Genomic DNA, 6,030 nt, shown 5'->3' with positions numbered 1-6,030 from the left:
GGCAACTCGGCATTCCAGGGCAGCAACGCTTCGAGCTTCTCCAGCGTGTCGGACTCAGCAATGCGTTCCAACACATGGTGGATATAAGCTGAAGGCTCCAGGCCATTGGCCTTGGCGGTTTCGATGAGCGAATAGCAGGTGGCGCTGGCTTTCGCCCCTTGTGAGGTATCGGCGAAGAGCCAGGCCTTTCTGCCGAGGGCAAACGGGCGGATGGCGTTCTCGGCTCCGGCATTGCTGATCTTCAGGTCACCGCGCTCACAGTAGCCGACCAGGTAGTCCCATTGGTTCAGGGTGTAATCCATGGCCTGACGGGTAAGCAGGCCTTTCATCACCTTGGGGGCATTTTTCTCCAGCCAGGCTTTAAAGGCGTTCAACAACGGCAGACTCTTTTCCTGGCGAACCCGATATCGCTCCGCGTCGCTCAGATCCCGGGCGGCCTTTTCAATGGCGTACAGTTTGCGGATGTGGCTCAGGGCTACATCCGCCTTTGAGGGTTGGCCTTTTTTGCCTTTGGCCGGTGCCGCCCGGGACGCCTCCACGTACTTACGTCTCGCGTGATCCCAACACCCGATCCGCGTCAGCTTGTTCGTGGCACAGACCTGCCCATAGCCGGAATAGCCATCGGCTTGCAGAATGCCCTGGAAGTCATCCAGCAGACGCACCGGTACCTTGCCACCTCGTGATGGATCATACTCGAACAGAACCGAAGGTTTTCCCGGTGGACCACCCCGGGTGACCCACATCCATTTGTCGGATTGGGCGGTCTTACCGTCTTCCTTGAGCACCTGGATCCGGGTTTCATCGGCTTGCAGGTAATCACCGCTATTCTGGGTTTCCCGCATCAGGTTGATCAGCGGCTGGAAGACGTCATTCAGCCGGATGATCCAGTGAGCCATGCTGGTGCGACTCACTTCATGCCCCAGGCGCTGGAACATTTGTTCCTGACGGTACAACGGCAGACCGTCGGCATACTTGGAGGTAATGAGGTAAGCCAGCAGTGACGGGGTGGCGATGCACTTGCCCAGCGGGCGCGCCGGACGGGCAGCCGCAACAATGCGCTCTTCGCCGTCCTGCTCGAACACCGCCTTTTCCTGCCAGTACTCCAGCACTTTCAGTTGAGCGGGAATGTACTCCAGCTCTTCCTTCACCTTGGTGAAGAAGGTCTTGCTGGCACCGGCTTTCTCTTCGTCGCTGAGGGTTAATTCAATACGCTCACGCAGCAGCGTATCGGAGAAGCCACGTTGGCGGCGCTTGCGGGAACGGCGGGGCGTCTCTTCCTCTTCGACATCGTCCGGCAGCTCATCGCGCAGTTCATCAATCTCGACTTCCAGCTCGACCTCATCGAACAGCAGGATCTGATTGGGCAGCTTTTCACTGCTGGCGGCGAACTGCTGGATCTTCTTATGGCGCAGCAGTTCTTCGAGGATCTCGATGCGAGCGTCTCGTCGCTGGATGGCGTCTTCTTTGGAGGCGAGTTGCTGCTGAAGGCCGCTGATAACCGCCACCATCTCAGCGGTCGATAAACCGTTGAGATCCGGGGTTTTGAGGGCGTTATCAGGCGTTGATTTCATGGCGGAATTATAGCAAAAACAATGCCCTGGCACACCTAAAACGTAATGCAAAAAGGGCTATCCGACACTCTCATAGTGCAGGGTTTTATGGCCCCGCAACAGACTGATGTCGTAGCCGTCCAACAACCAGTTGATCTGTTCACCGGTCAGCGGCATCAGCTCATCCGCAGGCCCTGGCCACTTGAATTTTTCCTCAGCCAAGGCTTTGTAATAGAGCACAAAGCCGTTGTCTTCCCACATTAGACATTTGATCTTGTTCCGCTGCCGGTTGGTGAAGGCGTAAAGTGCACCGGAGAATGGGCTGTGCCCCAGTTCCTGTTCAACCAGCAGGGCCAGGCCGTTGGCCTGCTTGCGGAAGTCGATGGGCTTTCGGTACAGGTAGATCTCCGGCAAATCCCTGGAAGGGCGCAGATAGCGGTGACGCATCACAGCTGTCTCAAGACGGCACCCAGCAAATCGATATTACCGGCATGCAGACCGGTGATCGATACGCCGCCGGGCAGTGACACGGTCAAACTGACTCCGGCATCCGGAGTCGGAGTCGGAGTCACGCGAGTGAATCCGGATCGAGCGTGAACCGGTTCATCACTGGATTCGACACGACCGGTCAGCTTCTGCCGCCAGTAGACAAACCGATGATAAACAAGCGACTCTTGTTTGCAGTAGGCTGCACCGGACAGGCCCGAGGCCTGCCAGTCCGACAGCGTCTCTTGCCAGAACTGGTGTAAATCAGGGGTAGTCATCGGATTCCTCTTTAATGTGAAAGCAGGAATCAGTGTGGCGAAACTCGGGCGTCAGCTACAGGTGCGGATTTATTGGCGCTTACTGAACACCTGCTGCGGGGAAGAAGCGAGTTTTGATCAATATGCTGCACTAGCAGAAAGCGTTGAAGGGCGCCTGCGTCAGGGCTTTAGCCTGAAGCAGGCGTTGGTATTGGAGCTGGATGGTGGAGAGGGCGATGAACAAGAACGGCGTGCCGGTTGCCTTGATGCATTGGTGAGTTACCTGAAAGGCAACGACACGGATGAACTCGCGAAAGGAGAACACGATGACCGGTGAACTGACCCCGCAACAGATTTCCCGTGCACTGTTTGAAACAGACCCGTTGAATACCTGCTGCCGAGAAAACGACTGCACAGACGAATACGACTATGTCGCGCAGACAGTCTATGACCATCTGCAGCAGGGAGAGGCGTTGTTGGTTGCCATGACAAAAAGCATCGGAGAGTGGTTCTTCGATGGCAAGAGCTTCAATACCGGCATCCTGGCGCCCGCACTGGCGATACTCGAGGGGCGGCCATGATCGTGAACTTCAGAACAGACCTAGCGGTTCGCGCCGCAGCGAAGCCCCACGCTGAGATCCTCAAGACGATGGGGTACGCCACGCCCACCGCCAAGAACTACAGGCGATTACAACGGGCCCTGGAATCGCCAGACCTGGGCCTGAGCTCTGGCGACTACGATTTCAAATATGGTGGAGCCGAATTCTTGGCTGCGTTGTGCCGGGCGGTTGGCGTAGATCCGGTGGTTGCCGACTTCCACATCAAAAGAATCACCACCCGCCTTGAAGAAGAACGGGCGGCCTTCAAGCCTTACATATGGGTAGATACCGGGTTTGTAAGAACAAGCCAGCCACTGCTGGCGCTGGCCGCATGCGAGCACCAGCGATACCTGGGGTTCGAAAAAGGATTTTGGCGATACTCCCTGGGTGAGCAGCTACCCCAGGTTAAGGCCCTGATTAGAAAACATGTCTCTGAAATGGATGGAAAACTTGGAATATGGGGCAAGATCAAGCAGTATCACTTTTACTACAAAAAGGACGCAGCCTACGTTTTTAATCCGGATGCCGAATGGATAGGCCAACACAGCAGGCCGCCCCGTAACAAAGCCACGTGTAACCGGGTAACGGGTATCATTTCGGCAGCAGTTCAAGGCAACAACAAAGGGTAATCAGCAGGAAAGCACCATGTACGACCTTATTGGGGATATTCACGGCCACGCAAAAGAGCTAAAAGCACTCCTCGCGAAAATGGACTACCAGCTAACGGATGGCGTGTGGCAGCACCCGAACCGCAAAGTTATTTTCCTGGGCGATTTTGTTGATCGTGGCCCTGAACAGGTAGAAACCGTCACCATCGCACGCAAGATGGTAGAGAAGGGCCAGGCGCTTGTGGTAATGGGCAATCACGAATTCAACGCCGTTGCCTGGGCCACCGAAGACCCCGACAACCCGGGCGAGCATTTACGCCCGCACACCGATAAGAACTTCAAGCAGCATCGGGCCTTTCTGGATCAGGTGGGTGAGGGGAGCGAGCTGCATCTCGACATCGTCGAGTGGTTCAAAACCTTGCCGGTTTACCTGGAGTTTCCGGAGTTTCGGGTGGTTCATGCCTGCTGGCACCCGGATCATCTTGCCAGGCTTTCCCGCTATACAGATTCCGAGAACCGACTGCGTGCTGAGGCATGGGAGCAAACCAGCCGCAAAGGCTCTACTGCTTACGAAGCCATAGAAACACTGCTTAAAGGCCTGGAAATCCCACTGCCCGGTGACCACCACTTCTTCGATAAAGACAGAAACAAACGCACCGACATTCGCACCGAATGGTGGCGAGAGGGCAGTTTGACCTACCGGGATCTGGCGATTGTTCCGGGGAGCATTATCAACAGCATTCCCCATGAGCCCGTAGCAACAGACATCCTGCCAGGGTATGACAACGCAAAACCTCTGTTTGTTGGGCACTACTGGATGTCTGGCCACCCAGCACCGCTTACCAAAAGCATTGCCTGCCTTGATTACAGCGTGGCAGCCGGTAAGGGCGGAAAGCTGTGTGCCTACCGGTTTGATGGTGAGCAATGTTTGAACGCAGACCGGTTTGTGTGGGTGAGCACCACCGATACAGGAAGCAAACACCATGAGTAAACGCAGCAAAGCACGAAAAGCCGCCCAGGCCAATGCGCTGTGGGTTATAGATTTCGTAGACAGGATGACACCATCAGACAGCTTCGAGAGCGAGCCGATGCCCTATGAGGCCGCAAAGGAGCGCTACGATAGCCTGACCGCCAATGGAACAACGAAAATGGAAAGAGACCGGAAATCGGTTTGTTATTATCGGATGCGGCGGTAGTGTTCAGAATTCTGTGTCGCGAGCGCCCCTATCGCCCACAAAACCGGTCAACCCAAGGTGCGGCTATCCAAACTTATTAACTTCGCGATTTTCACCTCTAAGTCGAAACCAGTCAAACATTCGGAACATTGGCCGGGTGACTACCCGGCCAGCCCCCAAACCCTACAAATAAAACGGCAAATACAACGCCACAATCGGGAAGAAGTACACCAGCAGCAGGCAGATAAACATCATAATGATGAAGGGCCATACACCGCGTACTACGTCCATTACCTTCCCGCCAGCCACGGCCTGTATCACGAACAGGTTTAGCCCTACCGGTGGCGTTATCAGCGCGCACTCGATCATGATCACGAAGATGACCGATGATGCCGAACCAGATGGGGTCGATGCCCAGTGGTGCCAGAGACGGGTAGAGCACCGGCATCATGATCAGCAGCATGGAGATGGATTCAGGAAGAATCCCATCACCAGCAGCACCAGGCACACCGCCAGAATGAACAGCCCTGTGCTGCCAATGTGCATGGATACCATCAGTGGTGACATATCGGCCACCAGCAGCATCGCCAGGCCCAGCATGGGTGCCGAAGTGGCGTTGATGGCAACCGAATCCATCACAATGTGGGCGCCAGGAATACGTATCGGGTGCCCGCTTCCAGCACGGCGAGAGCGTCCGCCAGCTTGTGCTGCGATGTCCAGCTTTCGATGGCTTCGTCCAATTCGTCGCTGCGTTTGGCCCGGCCATCGTTGTGTTCCAGCTCGGGGTCGTTGGCCAGACAAAGCCGAACATGCCGTATTCGGGAATCAGGCTTTCCATTACGCCGAACACCGCCTCGTACAGTGCAACGGCGACAAACTGGCCTTTGCCGCCGTTCATCTTCAGGTGGTGCATGGCCATCATGGCGCCGATCACACCGTAGAGCGAGGCCAAGGTATCACCGATGCTCACACCGGCACGTACCGGCGGGCAATCCGGATAGCCTGCCAGGTAGCGCGTGCCGCCAACGGATTCGGCAATGGCGGCGAAGCCCGGCCGAGAGGCGTAGAGGCCTGCAATAAGAGAGCCCAGTTCAAGTACGCGAACGCCTTCCAGCGGCTGTGGCGTTGGTTCCCGGTCGCCGTTGGGTTACCTGAATGCGCATACGAAAGTCTTTTTCTGCCGCCGCAGCTGCTTGCAGCAGTTTGTTGTTGATGGCGCTGCCCGTGTGCAGGCCCACGTAATCGTATTTCAGGGTGTCGGTAAAATAAATGCTCTGGGCCTGGCTGAGCGGGTGCTGGTTGGCGGTAATCAGTGCCAGCCGATCCGATTGGTAGGGGAACCGTGCGGAAGAGCA

Annotated in this window: 9 protein-coding genes; 5 read left to right on the top strand and 4 right to left on the bottom strand. The window is 56.2% G+C overall.

The genetic code is table 11. The features are described 5' to 3' along the window. The 3 genes from tnpC to tnpA form a co-directional block, all read right to left on the bottom strand. A partial coding sequence (gene tnpC, locus C7H09_RS04800; protein WP_106761478.1) for an IS66 family transposase occupies positions 1–1,571 on the bottom strand: 1,571 nt, incomplete at its 3' end. Between the two features lie 57 nt (positions 1,572–1,628). Beyond that, positions 1,629–1,997 carry an IS66 family insertion sequence element accessory protein TnpB gene (gene tnpB / locus C7H09_RS04795; protein ID WP_106761477.1) on the bottom strand — a complete coding sequence of 123 codons (369 nt, stop codon included), beginning with the start codon at positions 1,995–1,997 and terminating at the stop codon, positions 1,629–1,631. Then, positions 1,997–2,314 (bottom strand): IS66 family insertion sequence element accessory protein TnpA, encoded by a 318-nt coding sequence (tnpA, locus tag C7H09_RS04790; protein ID WP_106761476.1) that lies wholly within the window; start codon positions 2,312–2,314, stop codon positions 1,997–1,999. Before tnpA ends, tnpB begins: the two co-directional genes overlap by 1 nt. Positions 2,315–2,330: 16 nt before the next feature. Here tnpA and C7H09_RS04785 point away from each other — a divergent pair, with 16 nt between their 5' ends. The 5 genes from C7H09_RS04785 to C7H09_RS04765 are packed head-to-tail and all read left to right on the top strand — an operon-like array spanning position 2,331 to position 4,696. After that, positions 2,331–2,630, top strand: a complete 300-nt coding sequence (locus C7H09_RS04785) for a hypothetical protein (RefSeq protein ID WP_165794781.1) — start codon at positions 2,331–2,333, stop codon at positions 2,628–2,630. Beyond that, a complete protein-coding gene (locus tag C7H09_RS04780) occupies positions 2,620–2,874 on the top strand; it encodes a hypothetical protein (RefSeq protein WP_106761474.1) in 255 nt (84 codons plus the stop codon). The genes C7H09_RS04785 and C7H09_RS04780 overlap by 11 nt, the downstream gene beginning before the upstream one ends. Next, positions 2,871–3,521: a hypothetical protein gene (locus C7H09_RS04775; protein ID WP_106761473.1), complete on the top strand. Its 651-nt coding sequence runs from the start codon at positions 2,871–2,873 to the stop codon at positions 3,519–3,521. The genes C7H09_RS04780 and C7H09_RS04775 overlap by 4 nt, the downstream gene beginning before the upstream one ends. Positions 3,522–3,537: 16 nt before the next feature. Continuing rightward, positions 3,538–4,491, top strand: coding sequence for a metallophosphoesterase (locus tag C7H09_RS04770; RefSeq protein ID WP_106761472.1), 954 nt, complete (start codon positions 3,538–3,540; stop codon positions 4,489–4,491). Further along, positions 4,484–4,696: a hypothetical protein gene (locus C7H09_RS04765; RefSeq protein WP_106761471.1), complete on the top strand. Its 213-nt coding sequence runs from the start codon at positions 4,484–4,486 to the stop codon at positions 4,694–4,696. The genes C7H09_RS04770 and C7H09_RS04765 overlap by 8 nt, the downstream gene beginning before the upstream one ends. Before the next feature lie 112 nt (positions 4,697–4,808). Here the strand turns inward: C7H09_RS04765 and C7H09_RS20585 are convergent, their stop codons facing one another. Continuing rightward, positions 4,809–5,753, bottom strand: a complete 945-nt coding sequence (locus C7H09_RS20585; protein ID WP_476738586.1) for a CoA transferase — start codon at positions 5,751–5,753, stop codon at positions 4,809–4,811. Positions 5,754–6,030 lie beyond the last annotated feature (277 nt).

It is taken from the genome of Marinobacter fuscus, from assembly GCF_003007675.1.
Classification (GTDB): domain Bacteria; phylum Pseudomonadota; class Gammaproteobacteria; order Pseudomonadales; family Oleiphilaceae; genus Marinobacter; species Marinobacter fuscus.
The sequence above is the reverse complement of the archived record's forward strand: the minus strand, read 5'-3'. Positions and strand labels throughout refer to the sequence as shown.

Coding starts and splice junctions, on each gene's coding strand:
- tnpB (WP_106761477.1), bottom strand. CDS start 1,997: ATGCGTCACCGCTATCTGCGCCCTTCCAGGGATTTGCCGGAGATCTAC.
- tnpA (WP_106761476.1), bottom strand. CDS start 2,314: ATGACTACCCCTGATTTACACCAGTTCTGGCAAGAGACGCTGTCGGAC.
- C7H09_RS04780 (WP_106761474.1), top strand. CDS start 2,620: ATGACCGGTGAACTGACCCCGCAACAGATTTCCCGTGCACTGTTTGAA.
- C7H09_RS04775 (WP_106761473.1), top strand. CDS start 2,871: ATGATCGTGAACTTCAGAACAGACCTAGCGGTTCGCGCCGCAGCGAAG.
- C7H09_RS04770 (WP_106761472.1), top strand. CDS start 3,538: ATGTACGACCTTATTGGGGATATTCACGGCCACGCAAAAGAGCTAAAA.
- C7H09_RS04765 (WP_106761471.1), top strand. CDS start 4,484: ATGAGTAAACGCAGCAAAGCACGAAAAGCCGCCCAGGCCAATGCGCTG.